This is a genomic window from Arthrobacter sp. 260 (assembly GCF_013116745.1).
GTDB lineage: Bacteria > Actinomycetota > Actinomycetes > Actinomycetales > Micrococcaceae > Arthrobacter_D.
On sequence record NZ_JABFOE010000010.1, the window covers coordinates 63,561 to 85,289 of the forward strand.

The following is a 21,729-nucleotide window of genomic DNA, read 5'->3' on the forward strand; positions in this document are numbered from 1 at the left end:
CATCATGGCCGCCGCAGTTGGTTCGGTCGCGGTTGAATGGACTGCTCAGCGGTTCGGCCATCCGGGGCCGTTAGACTCACAGTGATCCGTTCCGGGACCGCAGGGCTGTACACCCAGTATCCGCCGGCACGCCCTGGATACCGCCCCACGAGCGTCCGCGCGGACGCTGTTGTGGGGTTGGCCACCGGCACATCCTCCAGCAGCACATCAATCACCACCGGCCGGGGTGGCCGCACCGGGAGCGGGCTGGCCGCCCGGGGCCGCAGGGTCACCCGTAGCCGATAGGATCCGGCGGGAGTGGCCACCGGTGGCGTGTTGCTCGTCCATTCGGCAAGCGCGCCCGCAAGGGGTTGACGGCGCGCCAGGGCCAGCCCCGTCACCTCCGGTGCAGGGAGCAGCGCCCCGGGCGGGACGGTCACCGTTTCAGTGGTAGTCCGGCCGAGGGGATCGGTTATTGTCACACTCACCTCGACGGTGTCCCCTGGATCGGCGCGACGGAGAAGTGCCCGATAGCCGGTTGCGGCACCGCCGGCGCCCTCGATCCGCCAGAATCCCGACCCTGTGGCTGGCTCCACCTCGGAGACCAGGCCAAGCTGTTCCGATGAGCTGATCAGCGCTGCGCCGAGGGGGACGGTCGCGGACACGGTGATCCGATGGGTGCCGAGCGGGCTAGGGGTGGCCGGTGCCCGGCTGGTCCAGGTGATTACTGCCTCACCCGCACCGCCTGGCCCGGGCGAAAGGTCAAGGGAGGAGAGATCAGGGGGTCCCGCCGGGGGTACCACCACCCATGCGGCCGAACTGGCGTCCGAGCGGTCCCCCAGGATGCCCCGTGATGGGTCGTCGCTGCTCCAGGCGGTCGCCCGGTACCAGACCCGTTTCCAGGACCCATCGGGGACGTCGAAGCCATCAAGGGTCCGGATTCCTCCACCGGGTGCTAACCCCTGACCGACTGTCCACCCGGGGGTGCCCGCCGAGACGGCTGCCACGGGCGGCCCCATCGTCCCCAGGGATGCGACCGCCTCGTCCACCCTGACCCTGTGCAGTTCTACCCGGGTCACCGGTGCGCCGTCGCGCGCGCCCACCAGCACCCGCGCCTTGTTGATTCCCCCATCCTGCAGCGGATGGAGTTCGAGTGTTGGTGGTGCGGGACGTGACCGGCGGGGGACGGCGTAGGCAAACCACTGGTCGGAGGCACTGGGACCGGAAGGCCACGGCGCCTCGATCTGGCCGGCGCTGACCCCAATGACCACGAAGACGTGAATGTCGGTGGTGCCGCGGGGCAGGGTCACGTCGGCTGAGGTACCGGTGATCAGGGTGGAGTTCCGGCGGGTGAACGCCCGCCGGGACGGGTCGGCGTTGAACACGGCCTTCATTGCTTCGAGCCGCTCAGACAGGGTGGTCTCGATATCCGCTGGCGGCGACCCCGCGGTCTGCGCCAGCTTGGTCTCAGTGGACTCGTAGATTGCGTACCCGGCGACCGATCCGGCAGCCGACCAGGACAGCCGTGCGTGCGATTCCCCGTTGGCGTCCGGGAGGCTGCCGAGGGCAACGGTGGGCAGGGTGTTCATGATGACCACCGGGGGCCGGGGGTCGGAGGTCGTGACGACACTGGGTTCGGTGGGCCAGTTGCCCCACCGGTGCGGTGTCACACGTTCCTGCCCAACGGCCCAGAGTGCCAAACCAACGTGCCCCGACGCATCGAAGGCAAGGGTGAAACCGGGAACGCGGAGCCGGTAACGCCGTTCCCGCTCCCCCTGCCCTGCGGCGCCCATGGGCACCACGGCGTCCCCTGCAAGATTGAGACCCGTCAGGGGCACACCGGCATGCTGAGCCTGGTCGCCTGTGAACTCGACGTCTACGAATGCTCCACCACCACCCAGGCTGCGCTGCATCCCGGCGGGCACCGAGGTGTCTGGCGGCTTCGCCCCGTGCAACGGGGCGGCAAACAGCCTGCCAGCAAACCTGATGGTCTGGGGGCCCCTGGCTGACCAGTCCCAGAGGAACTCGACCTCGAGTTGCCCGGCGACCGGGCTTCCCGCCGTCGGGCTGCCCGCTGCCGTCAGCGCGGCGCTGACAATCCGCACGGCGTCGACTCCCGGTTGGTCGACTGAGGTGCTGGCGGACCGCCATTTGCTCCACAGCCCGTAGAGGTCCTGGTGCGCCACCGAGTAGGCGGGCGAGATGCTGCCCGGATCGGGTGGGATCGGAATCTCGCGGTCCACAGCAGAGATTTTGTGGGGCGCTGGGTCCCCGTCCATTTGGGCATCGTTGATCACCCCTGGCAGCCATCCGCCACCGATCCTTGGGGGTAGGAGCGACGACGCGGCGAGGTCCCCCGGGTGGGAAAGCCGGGCGAAGGCGTAGCTGCGCGGGCGGGCCAGCGGGGTCACCGGTGGCCGCTCCCACCCCGTGCGCAGCGACGTCCGCCACGGTAGGTCCCGGGCCGCGGGACGCAGGTACCCCATTTTCTGGACTGTTGCGCCGGCCGGTGCCAGGGGCGCAATTCCTGGTTGCGGGGAGGGGATCACAGCCGCATAGGTGCGTTCGGCCGACTGCCCGTCGAGCCCTTTTTCGTAGGTGGCAGTCACCAGGAAATCGTAGTCGCTGCGCTCGCCGTGATCGTCCTTCGGAAGGTCATCGGGCCCGTACGCAGTACCCATGCCCAGCGCCAGTGCTGCGTAGGGATCCGTTCCGGCGGCGAGCAGGGTCATCCCCCAGGGCGAGACAAGGGAGGTGGTCGGATCACCCGGTGCTGAGCCGCCACCGGAGTTGGCGGGCGGCGGCATGGTGACAGCGATGGTGCGCCCAGCATGGTCCCGCGGCGGGTGGGCGTGGGAGATGACCGCGAGGTGGTGCACCAGCGAGTCGTTGGCGTCAGCGATGACAGCGGTGAAGTCCGGCTCCTGCCACCCCGGTGCCGTGATTCCGGCGGCCAGTTGTGGGTCCCAGCCCGACGACGGCGCACCCCGCTCCAGCCGCTGCCCGGCGGCGACCACGGGGTCGGTGAGGGCCGGGGAGGAGCCGGATCCGTCGACCAGCATGCCCTGCAGGTGGCTGCCGTAGGCGGTGCCTGTCCACCGTGCACTATCCACCGGAAGACCCACCCGTTCCAGCTCTTCCCAGCCCATTCCCTCGTCATACTGCGACAGGTCTGTGCCCAGGAGCGATTCGATACTGATGCCCGGGTCGACCAGGAGGCCGTCCATGGCCCCCGCACCGATCCTTACTGTTCCGGCTCCGGGTTCGAAACGCCTGACGGCCACGGCACCGGAGGTGCTGGGCCAGCCGGCAAAGGCATAGATGTAGCCTGCGCTCCCGGTGAGGGCCAGCTGGGCGGTGACCAGCCGAACACCGGGCCAGGTCACCAGGGTGCGCCCGCCCAGTGAGGGAACGAGAACTGCGCGGAAGTCCAGGTCAGTGATTTCCGCGCGCATGCTCGCCCGGCGCCACACGCTGAAGGGTCGGCTGGGAATGCCGATCTCCTGATTGGGCAGCCACCGCAGCTGTACGTTCGCCGGTCTGACCTTCAGGGTGCGCGAATACTCTTTGAGCCCGCCCAGAGTGCGGGCGTGCACCGCCCAATTGATGGCGACGCCTTCAGCCTGGAACCGGCGTGGATTGAATACGTAGCTCATGATCAGTCGGTTTCTTCCCACGGTGCGGTGGTGAGCAATAGGTCGGCGACAGGGTAGGCAATGTCGGCGGCGGCCGGCCCGTCGAGATACGTCTCCGGTTGAGCGAGACGATCCAGGACCAGGCTGAGCCCCTTGCCCCGCGATCCGGGTTTGAGACAGACCAGGGCCCGCTGGCCTCCGGGGGCCCGGACAATCAGGTCCACGATGGCGTCGGGGCTGGCACCTTCGGCGAGTTCCAGCCACCCGCGCTGCACCATCGCGTAACGGCGGTTGCCTGCTACCGCCGCATCGACCTCCTCCACGGCCACCGCCCGGCTTCGCCACATGGGCTCCGAAGCATCAAGCAGCACGGCTGCCGGCTGCGGCAGTGAACCGGCGGCGGCCGCCGTTTCCCAGAACACCACAATCTGGCCCGCTGTGGGCACTCCCATCGGCTCCAGTCCTGCGAGGAACAGCGCCTGATCCAGTTCGGCGCCCTCCGGCGGGCGGACAGCGAAGGAAGCGGCAACGTCCTGGAGTGCGCCCGGCGCAGCGTACCGGTGCACAATCCTGGCGTCGGCGAACGATCCGCTGAACTCCTCGACGGTGGTGAAAGCCCCGGTGCTGAAGGACCGGCGCCAGATCACCTCCCCCTGGGCGCCGTCGGATGCCGTCAGGTCGACGGACTCCACATCCATGATGTAGTCGGTGTAGCTTTCGAGTTCCACTCCTACCGTCACCACTGAATGCCTGACCCGTTCCTCATCCACCGGGATGCAGCTGCCTGTCACCACACCGGCGAGCGCCTGCTCCCAGGGCGAGAGCACCGCTGCCGCAACGAGGTCCGGGTTGTTGTGGCCGCCAGGGGTCCAGGGGAGCAACACCAGCGGGTGGACGAAACCGGGCTTGGCCTGGATGGGCCGGAAGGCCGAGGAGCGTAGCCGCACCTGGAGCCGCTTGCCGTAGGCGGCGAACATCCTGACCACGTTGGTGGTCCCGAAAATGATCCTGATCGGTTCTCCGGTGGGGAAGTGTCGTTCGCCTTCCTGGGGGGTGCTGCCAAGAATCCAGGGGTCGAGTCGGCGGGGCGGGAGGTTGTCGGTCCTGAAGAAGAACTCCTGCGGGGAACTGGGAACGTCGGCTGCCGGCCCATCAGTTCCGTCCGGGAGCACCGGCCGTGCCTGCACCGAGTAGCCAACAGTGGCGCGGTAGACGGTATCGGGGTGAAGCAGCGCGTAATCGTCAGTGTCACCTCCGAGGACGTTGGCGATGGCGCTCTGCCGGGAGACACGGTCTCTCTCGTCCCACTCGTACCGCAGGTATTCGGCGTAACTGGTCAGCTCGGTGCCGGCCAGGTAGTAGCCGCGCACATCGAGGCGTTCGTTGATTGCTTCCTCCGGAGGCATCCCGATCTGTAAGTGGTCGGCAGCCTCACCGCCTTTCACCTCCACGAGGACACCGAGGTAGCCCAGACGGGCCATCGCGGTGGCCTGCTGGCTGAGCAGGAACGCATCAGTTGACCAGGGGCCCGCAGGATCGGTCCACCGTGGCGGAAGGCTGGTGGCTGCGGGGGTGACCGGTTCCCTGGCCAGCTCGTTCTCGCCGGCGTCGTACGTGCAGACCACCAGCCCTCCCTCAAGCAACTCCCTGCGCACCAGCAGGAACAACACTGCGTGTGCAAAGGGGCCAGTGTGCAGGACGACGGCATTGTCGAGCGGCCCCGGCCGGAATCCTGCTGCTTTCCACCCGTCGTGAATGTCCTGCTTCCGCTCGTCGTCCCCGTGATGCATCGGTTCCCGGGCGTCATATACAGGGGCGGCGAGCGCCCGGGACGAGCACTTCGCGCGGCCCTGCTTGATCGGAACGCCATCCAACAGTTGCGCCCGGTGGACGGTACGGTCTGGATCCGGGTTGGTGATCACGTGGCCCCAGTCGATCCGGGGCAGCACCGTATCCTCTGGTTCCTTCCCGCCAATCGCGGCGAGGACCGGGTTGTCGCCGTCGTACCTCCCGGCCCGGTTCGGGGCTGCCCGGTTCGAGTCGCGGCCCTCCGGGCAGGAGACGGCGAGACCCTCGACCTGGGCGGGAACGACGGCGAGGAGGCTATCGACCGAGAAGTCGCCCGAGCGCCAGCGCTCGGTGACGAATAGCCGCGTAGCAGGGGGCGTCGAACGGTGGCTGCCCGGCGGGTCGGGCCACGGCGTCCCATCGAGCTGCCAACCGGAATCGGACGGTCCCAGAGGTTCGCCAAGGAAGGTGAACAGGACCGACGTCGGCGGGGCGATGGGATCGCAGATGGTCCCCCAGCTGTCGGTGACTGACTCTTCGAGAGTGTACCCGGTTTCGACCGCCTTGGGGGTTCCTTCGGGGAGCCAGCTCAGCAGTGCCAGCTGTGCCGACAATGCGGTGTCGCCGCTCTTCTGCTCCCACCAGGTGGCGGGAGTCGATCCGTCGGTGAACCCGCCCGGCAACACACCGCCGTCGGGTCCCACAGCGTCCAGCGTGACCGAGGTGAGGGTGAACTTGTACGAGGCAGAGCCCTTCTTCACCCACCCGCCGGGAGCAACCCCGGTGCTCCCGGCCAGCACTTCGCCCTTGAACCTCACCGCCGGGTCGGGTACCGGTGGAAGATTCATCATCAGCACCGGGACGGCGTCCAGCGGCACTCCCATCTCGGGGTTCAGTGCGGCGAGTAACTCTACGGCGTCGGCCAGGCCACTGTCGATGGGTTTGTCGACACCGGACCCCTGGACCAGTGCCGGCGACCTGCCGACGAGTTTGAGCACTTCCACGAGGGGTGGCGGGGGCGGGGTCTGGATGACTGTTTCACCGAGCTCGAAGGTGACGCACCCCTGCACCGAGAAGAACAGGAACTTCACCCGTCCACAGATCTCGCCGCTGATGCGGGACACCTTGGCAGGGTTTCCCCCGATCATCTTCTCCCCCACGAAGACCTCAAGCTTCGCCCACGCGCTCACTTCGATGATGAAGAGATGGAGGCTGCCCCTGACATACAGAATGCCGGCAAGGCAGAACGGGTCGAAGCCCACGACGGCATCGAAGCCGGCGGCGAGTTCGGCGTAGAGACCGCTGCTGCGGTCTCCCCATTCGAAGGAGACGTGGAGGCCAGTCCCGATAGAGAACCCGTAGACCTCCGGCAGATTCTCCAGGGCGAGTCCGTTGCCGGAAAGCATCAGGTAGCCCGTGCCGTCGAAGACTTCCAGAATGTTGGCGTGGATGGGGCTGCTTTGTCGGCCAAGGTACAGGTGCCAGTCCGCAACATCGGTGAAGTTGAAGAACGCCTCCACTGGGATGTGGAGCTCCAGCAGCGGGGAGATCTCGAAATCGATGGAGATCCCGATGGTGAGGGTCCCGCGTCCCATGTCGAGGTCGATCACGGCGAGGAAGACACCCTCAGCGTTTCCTCCGAGGTTGGGCATGATCGCCAGAAGCTTCGCCTTCATGATCAGCAGCAGCCGCGGGCCGGGCAGCTCCAGCATGATCAGGCCCTTGAGGTTGAAGATCACGCTGCTGCCCATGGTGCCGATGATCGCGCCGACTCCGAAGGTCCAGGTGTTGACCTCGGGCTTCCAGAACGCCACGTTCAGGGGGTTGCCCCCGGTGGCCCGGAGCCAGGCCAGTGCGGGAGCCATGTTGGAAGTATCGATGCCGGTCATATCGCGGGAGTAGTTCATGGCGAACAGGCCCATGAACCCGTAGATCCCGATGCCGCTCTGCCCTAGCGGGATGGCGACAGGGAACTCCACCTCAAGGGTCACGATCACCCCAGTCGCTGGTCCGCCCTCCTCAGCGCTGATGTTCGCCACTCCCACCCCGGCGGCAATCCGCACCGACACCGGGACCAGCGTCAGGTCCAGCTGCCCCTTGACCTCGGTCTGGCTCAGCTCGAGGTACCCCTTCCCGGCCACGGCCCCCGGAATGTCGATCGATGCCCCGAAGGCGGTGATGGCGAAACTGAAGGGTTCGAAAGCGACACGCAACCGGGCCCTGTCGATGCTGACCACCCCCAGATCGATGGCGAAGCCCAGATCGATCTCGAAGATCAGAGGGTTGTTGCGCGCCACCCGGGCGCCGAGTACCTGGAGCAGCTGGCCGAGCGGTTCGGCGATGTTGAGGCCACCTGGACCCGACACATCGATCGAGTAGCCCTTGGAGGCGTCGAATACCGGCCGGAACTGGAACGGCTGCCCGGCAAGGCCGTCGCCCAGCCTGATCCCGACGGCTTTGTACCGGACGGTCAGCGGGGCTTCCCGGGTGATGGTCACCAGGTCGAAGATGTTCATGGAAATGGCAGCTTCGATATCGAAGAGAACTACCAGTTCGTTGGCTCCCGGGACGGCGTTCAGGAGAACTTCGCCACCATGCCACACCACCCGTTCGGTCTTGACGATCTGTGTGGCGGCGATTGCTGCCGGAATGCCAAGCATCGCCGCGGTGACACCCATCTGGACGATCCCGCCCTCGTTGGCGACGGCCCCGGCGGTTTCGGACAGCAGCGGCATCAAGACGACTGTTGCGCCGAAGAAGTCCAACCCGAATTCCGGGTCCTGCAGTGGTTCCCCGGGCCGGATTCCCCACAGGTACAGGCCGTCCGTGTCTTCGGGATGCGCCCCGTACTGGGCGGTGATCTTCACCGAGCCGACGGCCTCGTCGATTTCGATCAGGAAACGGATCCTGATGATGCCGTCGGCGGGATTTCTGCCGATGGCCCGGGCAGCGCTGAGTTCCTCGCGTTCCGGATTCATTTCGCCGGCAAGCCGGTTCTCTGCCGGCGTCTGGATGTCGAACTCGCCGAACACCTCACAGGAGACGAAGGTGTTCCTGACGATCCTGACCACCGTGCCGAGCTTCCGGAACCAGGAGGGCGGGTTGGGCCGGGTGCCTGCGTCGGAATCGGGCGTGGTCAGGTCAGTGCCGGGACCGGTGGTTTCTTCGCGCCACAGTTCGGCGGTGACCAGCGTGTCCCCGGTGGTGACGGGCGGCCAGGTTGCCTCGGCTTTCCAAAAGGTTCGTCGGACGTCGAGGGCTGGCCCCTGGCTGGTCCACCCCGACATGTCGGCCACCGCGGTGATCGAGGGGTTCCGTCCGGCGAGGGCTGGCTCCTGACACAGCCGTTCAATGCGTAACTGCAGTGCGTCTGCACGACGTCGTGCGAGACGTTCGTTGTACTGGCGCACGGTCGGGGTGTCGGTGCCCTCGAAGCTGGCGTACCCCCTGATGGTGATGGGGTGGCCGGTGGGAAGTGCGGCGAGGAGCGGCCGCAGGGTGTCATCGGTGTCGGTGCCCGCCGTCCAGGGTGTGGTGGCTCCGGCATTGGGGGCGGGTGCGGAGCGGCTCTGTGCCGAGGCTTCGGCGCCGCGGTCGGGTGTGTCAAAGCGATAGTGGGCGGTGGCGTGCCCGACGGCGCTGGAGCCAGGCAGGCGCGCCTGCACCGCGAAGCGCTGCCCCGGCCCCACCGGCACGGACAGGGTGGGTCCTGTCGTGGGCGCCCCACCGTTGACCCGCCATTCGGTGGTTGCCGCAGTCGCTGCGTCCACGTCGAGGGCGAGGACCACTGTCGTCGTCGTGCCCGCTGCAGCCTCGGAGTCGATCCGTAGCCGAGGCGACGCGGCAGGTACTGTTCCGGAGGTGGTGCTGAGGGTGCGGAGCTGGGCGTTGGTCCCTCCGCCCGGCACTGTGGCGAGGGCCGACGTCGTCAGGGTGAGCGTAGCCGTCTGCGGGGTGCCGCTCCCATCCCTGACGGTGATGACGATGCTCCGGGTGGGGTTCGCCGAGAGGTCAATGTCGGTGACCCTGCCCGGTGGCTGAGCGGCGCCGTCGATGGAGATGGTGAACGTATAGGGGGCCAGTCCGCCGTCGACGTCGGCGACCATCCGGGTCAGCGGCGGCAGGGTGACCGTGCGGGTCTCTGTTGTGCCGACCGGTGAGTAGCAGCGACCGGCGGCGTCGTAAAAGCGTGCACCGAGTTGGAGGGCACCGGCACCCTGGTAGGCGACGGTCAGGTCAAAGTCGCCGGACACCCCCGAGGTATCCCCGAATCCAATGAGGAGGTTTTTGGCGCCAGCATCGACGCAAAGGTCACGGGCTCCGTTCGGCGCGACGAAGAGTCGGATTTCCGGCAGGTAGAGGCCCTGCCATTCGGCGCCGAGGTTGAGGAGATCGAGGACGGCAGGCGGGGTGGCATCGCCTGAGAGGTCAAGCATGCCGGACCGGAAGCCGAACCCCACCACGTCCGTGGACCCGATGAATGCAAACGGCGGCTGCATCGTAACGAAAGCGGCGATCGCCGGGTCGTCAGTCCCGATGTCGCCCAGTCCCAGGAACCTGGCGTCAGTGCCCCCACCGGCGCCGAAAATCTGGAACTCGACATCCGGCAGGGTGAACGTGACCTCCGGGTTCTGGGGGTCAGGGACCAACTCGCCCGGGCTGGCATGCCTGGCACCCCTGAGGAACGGGGCTTTCAGGACAATATTGCTCAGGCTTAGGTCAAGGGTGAAATCCTCGCCGTCCAGCCCGGGGACTTGAAGTTCAAAAGCGAGGGTGGTGTTGCGGACATCAATCCAGGAATTCTCCCCGAAGGCGTCCTCTCCCCCTGCCGTCGAGGCGGGTGTCCAGACCAGCCGTTTACTGACGACGTCGACGCCGAGTCTCAGTCCTGCGGCGAACGACACTGATCCGGTGACCGTGACGCCGTCGGGATTGGTGGGGTTCTGCGCATCGTCGACGGTGAATTCGTCGAGGGCGTCACCGAAATCGCCGAGATCGGTGCCATCACCCAGCAGGGGCGTGAGCGTATCCAAGAGTGAAGGCATGGCCCCGGCTCCTCAGCGGCTGTCCAAGCACGTCAGAATGAGACGAGTATGGACCCGCAGAAGAAACTCGACAACCACATTCCTGATGATTCAAAACGGCCGTGTTAATTTCTGCCGCTTGCTTTTATTAGGCAACCGTTTCAGCACATTCAGCGGGTGGGGCGCAGAGCATTCGCCAGGGATGGGCTGGTGCCCTCCTCGCCCAGGATCAGCCCTGCCGCCAACTCGGCGATTCCCGACGACGTCTGGAACCCGTAACCGCCCTGGCCGGCCAGCCAGAAGAACCCTTCAGCCTCCGGATCGAACCCGACCACTGGCAGTCCTGCCTTGGTGGAGGTGCGAAGCCCGGTCCAGGCCCGGTCAATGGCGGTGATCCCCAGGGTGGTGGCCTCCTGAAGTTTTTGCAGGAGCGCATCCAGGTCGGCGGGAACGGGTTGGGCGTCTTCGGGAACACTCGGCACTGATTCGCAGGGCGAGATCAGGAGGCCGGTACCTTCGTTCCGGAAGTAGAAACTGTCGTCGGCTGCGGCCACCATCGGCATGCCGGGGGGCAGCTCGTGGGTCAGCTGCGCGATGGCGGCAGTCCTGCGGTAGGGGCGCAATCCCTGGATCTCGACCCCTGAGACCACAGCGAGTTCGTCGGCCCACGCGCCCGCTGCGTTCACGACAACCGTTGAGTGGATGGCGTGAGCACCGGCGCCGACGCTCCAGCCGTTGCCCATCCGCTGGGCGGAGTGCACTTTGGCACCGGTCAGGATCGTGGTCCCGGCGTCGAGTGCTGTGCGACGGTGGAAATCGATCAGGGCCTCGGCGTCCAGGCCTACCGACGTGGTGTCGATGCCCGCAGCAGCGAAGCTTTCCGGGCGGAGGTGGGGGCAGAGGGCCAGCGCCTCGGCCTGGCTGATGGCGGTCATGGCGCCGCTGGAACGGTCAGTGACGTCCTGCTCGGACCCGACCAGCATGAAGCTGCGTGGGGTCAGAAAGTGCTGCTGGTGTTGCTCCTCAACAGCCCGGAGGAGGTCGAGGGTGCGGCTGGTGAGCTGTTGCACTTCGGGCGGCCCATAGCTGGGAATAAGCTGCCGGGCCGACCGCGATGACGCGTGGTAGGCGAGATTCTGCTCTGCCTCCACCAGCACCACTGTGCAGCGTCCCGCCAGCTGCGAGGCCAGAGACAGCCCGGCGATGCCGCCACCCACAATCAGAACATCAGCATTCAGTGCCATGGCAGCAGTACCCCCGAGGCTAGGCGGCGGCGACGTCGTCGCGGGCGCCGATGAAGGCCTGCACGCAGGCTTCGATGTCCTCGGCGCTGTGGGCGGCCGAAAGCTGGACCCGGATCCGGGCAGCACCTCGGGGCACCACCGGGAAGCTGAACGCAGTGACAAACACGCCGCGCGCCAGCATGGCGTCTGCTGCCTTGGCTGCCTGTGCCGCGTCGCCGAACATCACCGGGATAATCGCGTGCTCGCCGTCCAGCAGTTCGAAGCCCTCCTCGGTCATCCGGCGCCGGAAGAGCGCCGAGTTTTCCTCAAGCTGCGCCCGTAGGTCGGCGCTGTTCTGGACCAGATCCAGCGCGGTGAGCGTGGCGGCGACAATCGAGGGTGCCAGCGAGTTGGAGAACAGGTACGGCCGCGCCCGCTGCCGCAGCAAGGCCACAATCTCTGAGTGCGCGGCGACGTAGCCGCCCGAGGCACCACCCAACGCCTTGCCGAAGGTTCCGGTGTAGATGTCGACCCGGCTGGACACACCGGCGTGTTCGGGAGTGCCCGCCCCGGTCTCGCCCATGAAACCGACGGCGTGGGAGTCATCGACCATGACCATCGCGCCGTACTGGTCGGCGAGGTCGCAGATGGCTTCCAATGGTGCCAGGTAGCCGTCCATTGAAAACACCCCGTCGGTGACGATCAGGGTGCGGCGCGCGCCGGCGGCTTTCTTGAGCTTTGCTTCAAGATCGGCCATGTCACGGTTGGCGTACCGGTACCGCTGGGCCTTGGACAGCCGGATGCCGTCGATGATGGAGGCGTGGTTCAACGCGTCGGAAATCACTGCGTCCTCGGCAGTGAGCAGGGATTCGAAGACTCCGCCGTTCGCATCGAAGCAGGAGGAGAACAGGATGGTGTCCTCGGTGCCCAGGAACTTCGACACCCGGGCCTCGAGCTCCAGGTGGAGGTCCTGGGTGCCGCAGATGAACCGCACCGAGGCCATGCCGAACCCGCGGTCGTCGAGCGCCTGCTTGGCGGCGGCGATGATGTCGGGATGGTCGGCCAGCCCCAGGTAGTTGTTGGCGCAGAAGTTCAGTACCCGCTGCGGGGCGCCGTCGAGGGTGGCTGCCTCGATGTGGTTGGACTGCGGGGAGGAGATCCGCCGTTCGTTCTTGAACAGGCCCGCGCTGCGGATGCCGTCCAGTTCTTCGGTCAGCTGTTCCTGAATGCTCGTGTACATCGCGTTGCTCCTTAGAATCCGGTCCAGTCGAGGACCACTTTGCCGCTGGCTCCGTTGCGTGCGGTGTTAAAGCCTTGCTGCCACGCGGCTGCGGGCAGAATGTCGGTGACGACGCTGGAGATGGCCTGCTGCAGGACGGGGTTGGATTGCAGCATGGCGCTCATGGCGTACCAGGTTTCGAACATTTCACGGCCGTAGATGCCCTTGAGGGTAAGCATGTGGGTGACCACCTTGGCCCAATCGATGGTGATGTCCGCCGAGGGGAGGCCGAGCATGGCGATCCGGCCGCCATGGTTCATGTTGTCGATCATTTCGGGCAGCGCGGTGGGATGGCCCGACATTTCCATCCCGACGTCGAATCCCTCCCGCATGCCAAGCTGGCGTTGGGCATCGGCGATCCGCGTGGTGGCAACGTTGACGGCGAGGTCAGCGCCCACCGTGAGGGCGAGGTCAAGCCGTGGCTGGAACACGTCGGTGACAGCGATGTAGCGGGCCCCGGCGTGGCGTGCGACGGCAGCGGCCATCAGCCCGATGGGTCCGGCGCCGGTGATCAGCACGTCCTCCCCGACCAGGGGAAAGCTCAGTGCGGTGTGCACAGCGTTGCCGAAGGGGTCGAAGATGGCGCCCAGCTCGGGGGTGATACCAGCCGGGTGGACCCAGACGTTCGGTTCGGGGATCACCACGAACTCGGCGAAGGCACCGTCACGCTGCACCCCGACGCTCGCGGTCCTGATGCAGATCTGGCGCCGGCCGGCACGGCAGTTGCGGCAGGTACCACAGACTATGTGGCCCTCGCCGGAGACCCTGTCCCCCACCTTGACGTCGCGCACGCCGGAACCGAGCTCGACCACTTCGCCGTAGAACTCGTGGCCGGGGATGAGCGGTGCGCTGATGGTGCTGGCGGCCCACTGGTCCCAGGACTCGATGTGGAGATCGGTGCCGCAGATCCCGGTGGTCATCACGCGGATCTTGACTTCGCCGAGTCCCGGTGTGGGCTCGGGACGGTCGATGAGCTCGAAGCCGGGCTGCGGCCCGGACTTGTACAGCGCCTTCACTTAGGGGGATTCCTTCCACCGGCACGCGGGGTTCAGCGTGGTACGCCGTGGCGCGTGCAGTTCATCTCAAGTGGTGCTGTGGCACCCTGGTCAGCGTATCAGCCGGGCCGCGTCCGATCAGGGGATCAGGTCCCGTCCTGCAGCGCCAGGCACATCACCGAGGCGTCGTCTGCGGCTTCGCCGATCTCCAGTTGCGTGATGCGCAGGGTCAGCATCAATTCCTGCGCTCCCTCGGGGGTGCTGACGGCGTCGAGGAACGCTTCCGGGCTTGCCACCAGGCCAAGGTCCACAGCCCGCCAGGCGCCGTCGGACGCCAGCGCGACCGTGTGGACCTTGCCCATCCGGACCAGGCTGGCCCGCTCGGCGGCCTCGGGCTCCCGACGGGCCACCCAGATGCCCTGTTCAGTGTTCCGTTCCCGTCTCGCCTGTTCGTGGTCGGCCCGGGTGCCGGTGGGCTCGCTGATCGGCGTGCCGATGTGCAGGGTGCTTCCGTCGTCGCGGCGTGCGACGACGTGGCAATCGGCGAGGCTGAGCACCTGCACCCGTCCGTCGTCGTCGGCCGTGACCAGCGAGACAGCAGCGCTGGGGAAGAAGTGGGACCGGTTGCCCACCAGCCGTTCCCCCAGCTCGTCAACCGCGGTCAGCGCTGCAGCGAGGACAGCACGGGGGTCGGCAGGTCCGGCGTGTTCGGCCAGCGCGAGGTTGAGGACCTGGGCGTACCAGGACGGGTTGGACGCACCGGGAAGGTCGATTTCCTCCAGGAGGGAGGTGGCGCCGTCGATCATCCAGGCAGCGTTGCCTCGGTACCCGCAGGCGTCCTCCATGATGTGGTTGTCGCCCTCGGTCTGGACGCGGGACAGGTGGGTCCAGTGCGCCATGTCAGCGGGCACCCCCGGCGAGCCGGGTGCCGTGGTCAACGAGCACCGAGCGGAGGACCTGGTGGCCCATCGTCTTGAACACTGAATCGTCATCAGAGTGCACGGCCATCGCCGCGCCGATGCAGAGGGCCCAGCCCCGGGCCCGCTGCCAGGTGGCATCGGAGGTGGGGCGGGCGGCGTTGATCCGGTTCTGGAATACCCGGCGGCCGTACCGGTCGAAGACCAGCCACGCGGCGGCCAGATCGGTTGCCGGGTCGCCGCTGCCCAGGTCGCCGAAGTCCAGGACTGCTGCAAGTCTCTTGTCGGGGGCCACCACCAGGTTCGCGGCGTGGAGGTCGCCATGGAGCCAGAGGGAGGGGCCATCCCACGCTGGCTGGTCACGTAGTTCCTGCCACAGGGTGAGGAGACCTGAGATGGGTAGATCAAGGGCGGCGAGACGCTGGTGGAGTGCGCTGTCGCGGTCGCGAAGCGCACCGCCGCGCACGGGATTGTAGGGAGCGTCCTCCGGAGCTGGCTGCTGGAAGGCCAGCACGAAGTCGGCGAGGTCTTCCGCCGCCGGGGGCCGGTCCCCGAGGGGTACGCGCGTTGCGACGGTGCCCTCGGCCCACCTGGTGATGCTCCAGTGCCAGGGGTACGACGACGACGGCTCTCCTGAGCGCACCGGTGCCGCTGCGAAACGCAATGCTGAGGCCTGCGCCGGGGCCTGCGGGCCGTCGTCGGGCCTGTCGGACAACAATCGTGGCAGCCAGCGCTGTTCGTTCCTGGCCAGGCGGGCGGCGGCCTCGCGGCGGGGCAGCCTGACCGCCAGGTCGCTCCCCAGCCGGAAGATGAAGTTGTCCCACCCTTCGGCGACGGCGTTCAGGGGCAGCCCGGCGAGGTCCGGATGCTGCTCCCCCAGGAGCTCACGGACCAGGTCAGCGGTCATCAGCACCTCGGCGGCCAGCCTGTTCGCCACGAGGGTCCTTTCTGAAGAAAAGCGGTGAGCAACCTGGACCTTCGGGAGGGAAATGGTGCTCCCTCCAGGTCCAGGTTGCTCACCGATCGGGTGATCTGGGGTGTTAGCCCTCGACGCCGAGGCGCTGCAGGATCAGTTCACGCACACGGCCGGCGTCGGCCTGGCCACGGGTGGCCTTCATGACGCCGCCGACGATCGCTCCGACAGCCTGCACCTTGCCGCCGCGGATCTTGTCCGCCACGTCCGGCTGGGCTGCCAGCGCCGCGTCGATGGCCTCGAGCAGCGGACCGTCGTCGGAGACGACTGCCAGCCCACGGGCCTCGACCACTTCGGTGGGAGTGCCCTCACCGGCGAGGACGCCGTCGAGCACCTCCCGGGAGAGCTTGTCGTTGATCTTGCCGGACTCGATCAGCGAGTTCAGCTCGACGATCAGTTCGGGGGTGACACCCAGCTCGGACGGCTCGACGTCGGCCACCTTGGCTCGGCGTGAGATCTCGCCCATCCACCACTTGCGGGCGACGGCGGGCTTGACCCCTGCAGCGATGGTGTCCTCGATGGAGGACATCACGCCGGCGTTGACGACGTCGCGGAATTCGGCGTCGGAGTAACCCCAGTCCTGCTGCAGCCGCTTGCGGCGTTCGGCCGGTGGCTCGGGCAGTTCGGCGCGGAGACGTTCAATCCAGTCCTCGGTGGTGACGATGGGCACCAGGTCCGGTTCCGGGAAGTAGCGGTAGTCGTCGGCGTCGGACTTGGGGCGGCCCGACGTCGTCGACCGCGTGTCCTCGTGCCAGTGACGGGTCTCCTGGGTGATCGGAGTGCCCGAGTCGAGCACCGCTGCGTGGCGCTGGATCTCGTAACGGACCGCGTGCTCGACGGCGCGCAGCGAGTTGACGTTCTTCGTCTCGGTGCGGGTGCCGAACTTCTCCTGCCCCTTGGGCTTGAGGGACACGTTGGCGTCGCAGCGGACGTTGCCGCGCTCCATCTTCGCGTCGGATACGCCCAGGTTCTTGACGATCTCGCGGATCGCCGCGACGTAGGCCTTAGCAAGCTCTGGTGCGCGGGCACCGGCGCCGACGATCGGCTTTGTGACAATTTCGACCAGGGGCACGCCGGCGCGGTTGTAGTCCACGAGGGAGAACTCGGCGCCGTGGATCCGGCCGGTGGAGCCGCCCATGTGGGTGAGCTTCCCGGCGTCCTCTTCCATGTGGGCGCGCTCGATCTCGACAGTGAACACGGTGCCGTCGGCCAGCTCGATGTCGATCGACCCGTCGTACGCGATCGGGTCGTCGTACTGGGAGGTCTGGAAGTTCTTCGGGGTGTCCGGGTAGAAGTAGTTCTTCCGGGCGAAGTAGCACTTCTCGGCGATCTTGCAGCCCAGCGCCAACCCAATCTTGATGGACGATTCAACTGCCACCCGGTTCACGACCGGGAGGACGCCGGGCAGGCCGAGGTCCACCGGGGTGACGTTGGTGTTGGGGGTGTCACCGAACGCGTTGGGAGCCGAGGAGAACATCTTGGTCTGGGTGTTCAGCTCCACGTGGACCTCGAAGCCCAGCACCGGATCGTACTTCTCGAGTGCTTCCTCGAACGACAGAATTTCTTCAGTTGCCATAACCATCAGTTGGTTCCTCCTGCAGTGCTAGTCTCCACGCGGTCGGCTGCGCCGTTGGACCCCAAAACGTCAGGCCTCAGGGCGGGTGCGCGGTCCAGCAGGGGGCCACCCCAGCTGGCTTCGAGCAGCGATTCGAGCACCGCTCCCACCCGGTACAGCCGGGCATCCTGGCGGGCCGGAGCCAGCAGCTGGATGCCGACGGGCAGTCCGTCCTCGTCGGCAAGGCCGCCGGGCAGGGACAGCCCCGGTACGCCAGCCATGTTCGCGGGGATGGTGGCGACGTCGTTCAGGTACATGGCCAGTGGATCGTTGAGCTTCTCCCCCAGCTTGAATGCGGTGGTCGGCGCGGTCGGGGAAATCAGGACGTCGGCCTGCTTGAACGCGTTGTCGAAGTCCCGCTGGATCAGGGTGCGGACCTTCTGTGCTGAACCGTAGTAGGCGGCGTAGTAGCCGGCGCTCAGGGCATAGGTGCCCAGGATGATGCGGCGTTTCACTTCGTCGCCGAACCCGGCGGCGCGGGTGGCTCCCATGACGCGCTCAATGGTCGGCGCGCCGTCGGGCACTACCCGCAGGCCGAAGCGGACGCCGTCGTACTTGGCGAGGTTCGAGGATGCCTCGGAGGGCATGATCAGGTAGTAGGCGCCCAGGGCGTATTCGAAGTTGGGGCAGGAAACCTCAACGATTTCGGCACCCGCACCGCGCAGCAGCTCCAGCGATTCCTGGAACCGGGTCAGGACGCCGGCCTGGTAGCCCTCGCCCTGCAGTTCCTTGATGACGCCGATCCGCATGCCCTCGACGTTGCCCAGCCGGGCGGCCTCAACCAGCGCGCCGAGGGGGTCGGTGAGGGAGGTGGAGTCATTGGGGTCGTGGCCGCCGATGACCTCGTGGAGCAGCGCGGAGTCCAGGACGGTCCGTGAGACGGGGCCAATCTGGTCCAGTGACGACGCCATCGCGATGGCGCCGTACCGCGAGACTCCACCGTAGGTGGGCTTCACGCCGACGGTGCCGGTGACCGCGCCGGGCTGGCGGATGGAGCCGCCGGTGTCGGTACCGAGCGCGAGGGGCGCTTCGAAGGCGGCGACCGCAGCGGCCGAGCCGCCGCCCGATCCGCCGGGGATCCGGTCCAGGTCCCATGGGTTACGGGTGGGGCCGTACGCGGAATGCTCGGTGGAGGAGCCCATGGCGAACTCATCCAGGTTGGTCTTGCCCAGGATGGGCATTCCGGCGGCGCGGAGGCGGCGGATTACTGTCGCGTCATAGGGGCTGTGCCAGCCCTCAAGGATCTTGGAGCCGGCGGTGGTCGGCTGACCCTTCGTGACGATCAGGTCCTTGACGGCGATCGGGACGCCGGCCAGTGCGTGGAGTTCCTCGGAGTTCGCGCGGGCCTTGTCGACCCCGGCCGCGACGGCGAGTGCCTCATCGGTGTTGACGTGCAGGAAGGCGTGGACGCCGTCGTCTCCACCGTCAACGTGGGCGATCCGGTCGAGGTGGGCCTGGGTGGCTTCGACTGCGGAGATTTCCCTTGAGGCAAGTTTCTGGGCGAGCGCTGCGGCGCTGAGCCGAATCAGTTCAGTCATGGTTATTCCCCGTCCAGGATTGCTGGGACCTTGAAGCGTCCGTCGGCGTTGTCGGGGGCGCCGGAGAGGGCTTCCTCGTTGGTGAGGGTCTCGCCGACCACGTCTTCGCGGTACACATTGCTTAGCGGGATGGGGTGGCTGGTGGTCGGGATGTCGTCGCCGGCCACCTCGCTCACCCGTTTGATCGAGTCGACAATTACTGCCAGCTCACCGGTCATCCGGTCCAGCTCTTCGGCGCTCATATCGATGTGGGCCAGCCGCGCCAGGTGCGCAACGTCCTCACGGTTGATCTCAGCCATAAATCTCCCATGGTCAATGAATTGGTGTTTGGCTCAAGTCTACGTGCGGCGTGAGCCGTGACCGATTCGGCGGGCGCCCCCTATCCCTCTGCGTGAAGCGCCGTGTCTGCGTCTGTCGTGCGCCAGCTCAGGAAGTTGACCACCAGGCCGGGCCGGGTTGGTGCGCAACAGAACGGTCCCGCCTGGAGGATCGCGTCTGTTGCGCGCGGCGCAACGCGGACGAGCCGCCAGGGTTCCTCGTCGACCCTCGCCCGGATAGTGATCGCTCCGGGGGCCAAGCTGGCGCGCACCGTCACGATCCGCCCGGCCCATTCTGGAACGGGTGATAGCGACCAATCGGATTCTCCACGGGTGACCACTGCACCCACACCCAGCTCGCCGTCACTGCATTCGACGCCGGCCTTGATCCAGTTCGTGTCATCGGTTTTGATGAAGACACCTGCCTGGTCGAACTGTTCGGGGAAGTCGGCCCGGAAGGCCACCTCGATTGCTTCGCCCACTGTGATCGACCGGAGCAGTGCGTGTTCGGTGTCATGGATGAAGCCGTACGATGTGATCCGCCAGGCGTCGCTGCCCTCCTTGGCGGTCACTAACAATCCCTCGTCGGAGGTGCGAACATTCTCGGGCTCGGTTGTCCAGCGTCCTTCGGACCACTCAACGTATCTCATGTCCTCAATCTTTCAGGTGCCCTGCTCCTGAGACAAGGCGCGCCTACCGGGACTTCGTTCCCTGCGGTGGCTGGGCCGGTTTCGGGATCTGACCTGCGCCCGCTCGATTGTCGCTCCGGTGCTGGTGCCCGGGCCGGCTCCGGTGCCGGGTAGGGGTGGTGCTGTTGAGTGGTAGGTGTGGCCGGTGGGCGTGGTGATGCTGAAGGTGTGTCGGGGGCGTGTTTGTGGTCTTGAACCGGGGATTGTTTGGGCTGTCCAGCCGGGTTGTTCTTTGGTGTGATTGCACGCTTCGCAGAGCCCTGCCCCGTTGGTGATGGTGGTGGGTCCGCCACGGTGCCAGGGCACGATGTGGTCGAAGTGGCGGATCGGCGCGTCACAGTAGGGGGTGCGGCAGGTGTCGTCGCGGGCGGTGATGAACCGGCGTTGGGCTTTCGTGAAGAGCCGGGCGGTGGAATCCATCGCCACCAACTCCCCGGTCGACGGCGCGGTATAGAGCCGACGCAACCAGACATCGAAAGTGGACCGCTTATCCCCGGAGGTATCCGAATCCTTCGGCCCGGTTGTTCCGTTGGTGGTTTTCGCTGTTTGGAGGAGGGTGCGTGCCCAGTGGGAGCCGATGATGCCGTAGCCGGGGATGCTGGCTGGTTCGCTGTCGCCTTGGAGGAGGGCGCGGTCGGTCATGATGAGCTGCAGCTCGACCCGGCTGACACCGCCGGGGACCCCGGTGACACGTTCAACTAGGGTGTCAGCCATGACCTGACCGCGGGACCTCGGGTCTCCGGCGGCCCGGGTAGTGTCGGCGTGGCGGGACAGGGCAGCATAGGTGGAGACTGCTTCCTTCACGGGGAGCAGGGCGGTGAGGTAGGCCATGGTGTCGGGTGCGGGGCGGATACTCACGGACCGTTCCGTCACCGCGCGGGCGGCACGGTTCACCACCGACCGGGGATCCCTCCGGTACGAGGCTGCTTTCACCGCCGCGATAATCGCCTTATCCCCGCACCCGTCGAAGGTGCCCGTGTCCGGGGCGAGTTCCTCATCGACGGCTGCCCGGTCCTCAGCGGACAGGCATGCGGTTTCCTTCACTAGCAGGGTGGCCCGCCACTCGTTTAACTGGCCACAATGCAACGCCGCCAACGTGTGGGGCATCTCCGTGACCAGCGCCCGGGCGAGGCCGAGGAGCCTACTACCGCGGGACGGGGACTCACGGCGGGCCAACGCGACCTGCGCGCCTACACCCTTGCCCTGCTCCCCAGCGGGAACCCCGGCCAGAGCCTGGGCCTGGCGTTCGGCCGCGTCGACAGCCACCGTGATCCGGGCCTGGACGCCTGCGATCGCGGACTTCAGCTCCTCGAGCTCCCGCAGCTGATCTATCAGCCCGGCCGCATCCGCGGCTGGCTTCAGGGAGTGGAGGGCTTCGGTTAGGGCCCGAACGGAAGATTCACTGCGATTGCCGGACCGGGTAGCAGTGTGTGAAGTATCGGCAGAGCCCGATGCCGACGCATATCTGGAGACCGGTGACGAGGCAGCGGCACCAGCCCGAGTCCGGACGGATGCAGAGGCAGAGGTGGAGGCGCCGCCGTCGGGCCCGCCTACCGCACCAGAACCACCCCGCGGGGCGGCCACCCGGGAGGGGATTCCCGTCCGGTGCGGTGATGGAGCTGTACTGCCTTCCATACCTCTATTGTCCCAAACCGCACCGACATTTCTGCAGATTTACAGGCTATGTGGATAAATCTCTCGAAGAAATATTCGAACCCTAGAGCACCACGTTGCGGTCGGTGAATAGGCACCAGATA

The 21,729-nt window shown here is 66.8% G+C and carries 12 protein-coding genes; all 12 read right to left on the bottom strand.

Annotation, left to right across the window (positions count from 1 at the left end; translation table 11 throughout):
• Positions 1-2: 2 nt before the first annotated feature.
• Positions 3-3,635: a hypothetical protein gene (locus HMI57_RS12410; protein WP_171586324.1), complete on the bottom strand. Its 3,633-nt coding sequence runs from the start codon at positions 3,633-3,635 to the stop codon at positions 3-5.
• 2 nt (positions 3,636-3,637) lie between these two features.
• Complete coding sequence (locus HMI57_RS12415) at positions 3,638-10,447, bottom strand: hypothetical protein (RefSeq protein WP_171586325.1); 6,810 nt, start codon at positions 10,445-10,447, stop codon at positions 3,638-3,640.
• Between the two features lie 149 nt (positions 10,448-10,596).
• Positions 10,597-11,670: an FAD-dependent oxidoreductase gene (locus HMI57_RS12420; protein ID WP_171586326.1), complete on the bottom strand. Its 1,074-nt coding sequence runs from the start codon at positions 11,668-11,670 to the stop codon at positions 10,597-10,599.
• Positions 11,671-11,689: 19 nt separating this feature from the next.
• Positions 11,690-12,889, bottom strand: a complete 1,200-nt coding sequence (locus tag HMI57_RS12425; RefSeq protein ID WP_171586327.1) for a glycine C-acetyltransferase — start codon at positions 12,887-12,889, stop codon at positions 11,690-11,692.
• A gap of 11 nt (positions 12,890-12,900) precedes the next feature.
• Entirely contained in the window at positions 12,901-13,944 is a 1,044-nt protein-coding gene (tdh, locus tag HMI57_RS12430; protein ID WP_171586328.1) for an L-threonine 3-dehydrogenase, read from the bottom strand.
• Positions 13,945-14,069: 125 nt separating this feature from the next.
• Positions 14,070-14,822, bottom strand: coding sequence for a hypothetical protein (locus tag HMI57_RS12435; RefSeq protein ID WP_171586329.1), 753 nt, complete (start codon positions 14,820-14,822; stop codon positions 14,070-14,072).
• Between the two features lies 1 nt (position 14,823).
• A complete protein-coding gene (locus HMI57_RS12440; protein ID WP_346655202.1) occupies positions 14,824-15,777 on the bottom strand; it encodes an aminoglycoside phosphotransferase family protein in 954 nt (317 codons plus the stop codon).
• 103 nt (positions 15,778-15,880) lie between these two features.
• The gene (gene gatB, locus HMI57_RS12445; RefSeq protein WP_171586401.1) at positions 15,881-17,389 is read right to left on the bottom strand and encodes an Asp-tRNA(Asn)/Glu-tRNA(Gln) amidotransferase subunit GatB; all 1,509 of its coding nucleotides are present in this window, start codon (positions 17,387-17,389) and stop codon (positions 15,881-15,883) included.
• 5 nt (positions 17,390-17,394) lie between these two features.
• The gene (gatA, locus tag HMI57_RS12450; protein ID WP_171586330.1) at positions 17,395-18,966 is read right to left on the bottom strand and encodes an Asp-tRNA(Asn)/Glu-tRNA(Gln) amidotransferase subunit GatA; all 1,572 of its coding nucleotides are present in this window, start codon (positions 18,964-18,966) and stop codon (positions 17,395-17,397) included.
• A gap of 2 nt (positions 18,967-18,968) precedes the next feature.
• A complete protein-coding gene (gene gatC / locus HMI57_RS12455; RefSeq protein ID WP_171586331.1) occupies positions 18,969-19,265 on the bottom strand; it encodes an Asp-tRNA(Asn)/Glu-tRNA(Gln) amidotransferase subunit GatC in 297 nt (98 codons plus the stop codon).
• Between the two features lie 80 nt (positions 19,266-19,345).
• Complete coding sequence (locus tag HMI57_RS12460) at positions 19,346-19,933, bottom strand: DUF1349 domain-containing protein (RefSeq protein ID WP_171586332.1); 588 nt, start codon at positions 19,931-19,933, stop codon at positions 19,346-19,348.
• Positions 19,934-19,945: 12 nt separating this feature from the next.
• Entirely contained in the window at positions 19,946-21,607 is a 1,662-nt protein-coding gene (locus tag HMI57_RS12465) for an HNH endonuclease signature motif containing protein (protein WP_171586333.1), read from the bottom strand.
• Positions 21,608-21,729: the final 122 nt, after the last annotated feature.

Bases quoted from the DNA above. Each gene is read 5' to 3' on its own strand.
- HMI57_RS12425 (WP_171586327.1), bottom strand. From the start codon at position 12,889: ATGTACACGAGCATTCAGGAACAGCTGACCGAAGAACTGGACGGCATC.
- HMI57_RS12465 (WP_171586333.1), bottom strand. From the start codon at position 21,607: ATGGAAGGCAGTACAGCTCCATCACCGCACCGGACGGGAATCCCCTCC.
- HMI57_RS12435 (WP_171586329.1), bottom strand. From the start codon at position 14,822: ATGGCGCACTGGACCCACCTGTCCCGCGTCCAGACCGAGGGCGACAAC.
- HMI57_RS12460 (WP_171586332.1), bottom strand. From the start codon at position 19,933: ATGAGATACGTTGAGTGGTCCGAAGGACGCTGGACAACCGAGCCCGAG.
- gatC (WP_171586331.1), bottom strand. From the start codon at position 19,265: ATGGCTGAGATCAACCGTGAGGACGTTGCGCACCTGGCGCGGCTGGCC.
- HMI57_RS12420 (WP_171586326.1), bottom strand. From the start codon at position 11,670: ATGGCACTGAATGCTGATGTTCTGATTGTGGGTGGCGGCATCGCCGGG.
- gatA (WP_171586330.1), bottom strand. From the start codon at position 18,966: ATGACTGAACTGATTCGGCTCAGCGCCGCAGCGCTCGCCCAGAAACTT.
- HMI57_RS12415 (WP_171586325.1), bottom strand. From the start codon at position 10,447: ATGCCTTCACTCTTGGATACGCTCACGCCCCTGCTGGGTGATGGCACC.
- gatB (WP_171586401.1), bottom strand. From the start codon at position 17,389: ATGGCAACTGAAGAAATTCTGTCGTTCGAGGAAGCACTCGAGAAGTAC.
- HMI57_RS12410 (WP_171586324.1), bottom strand. From the start codon at position 3,635: ATGAGCTACGTATTCAATCCACGCCGGTTCCAGGCTGAAGGCGTCGCC.